Source organism: Loigolactobacillus bifermentans DSM 20003 (assembly GCF_001434575.1).
Lineage (GTDB): Bacteria > Bacillota > Bacilli > Lactobacillales > Lactobacillaceae > Loigolactobacillus > Loigolactobacillus bifermentans.
This window is the reverse complement of the sequence record NZ_AZDA01000126.1, coordinates 1-503: the sequence shown is the minus strand read 5'-3', so window position 1 is coordinate 503 and position 503 is coordinate 1. Positions and strand designations below refer to the sequence as shown.

1 protein-coding gene is annotated in these 503 nt (G+C 33.8%); it reads left to right on the top strand.

Annotated features, from left to right (window positions below):
- Positions 1-173 precede the first annotated feature (173 nt).
- Complete coding sequence (locus FC07_RS13250; protein ID WP_057905570.1) at positions 174-461, top strand: hypothetical protein; 288 nt, start codon at positions 174-176, stop codon at positions 459-461.
- Positions 462-503 lie beyond the last annotated feature (42 nt).

The window sequence follows — 503 nt, the reverse complement described above, 5'->3', positions numbered from 1 at the left end:
TTAAGGACGAAAAAAATAAGATTGAACAACGGCTAGGTAAACAAATCATCAGTCAAGCCAATTTAGATTATGCTAATTTATCTAATGACAATATCAAGTCCTTATCCAAAAAAGTATCCGAGTTTTTAAAGGAAAAGTCCGTAGATCATTAGTCATAGGAGATGGGGAATTCCATGCCTAATCAATATGAAAAACTAATTGAACAACAAGCGCGTTTAAAACAAAAAATTGAGCGGGAAGATTTTAAGTTACGCCAATCTAAGTATTATGAAAATCGACAAGCACGAAAAGCCCGTTCTCGCCGATTAATTCAAAAAGGGGCTTTATTAGAAAAGTACTTTCAAGCTAATAACCTCTCGGTCGAACAAACCGAAGAACTTTTAAAAACATTCGCTGACTATGTCAACGCCCATAAACCGGATAAATTAAAAAACGATCAACCTAGTTATGAAGTGCAATAGAAAAGTTAGACAATTTAGATTTTGAATTAAGCAATCATGGCT

What these genes read in the sequence shown, in the direction of transcription:
- FC07_RS13250 (WP_057905570.1), top strand. Translation starts at nt 174, where the DNA reads ATGCCTAATCAATATGAAAAACTAATTGAACAACAAGCGCGTTTAAAA.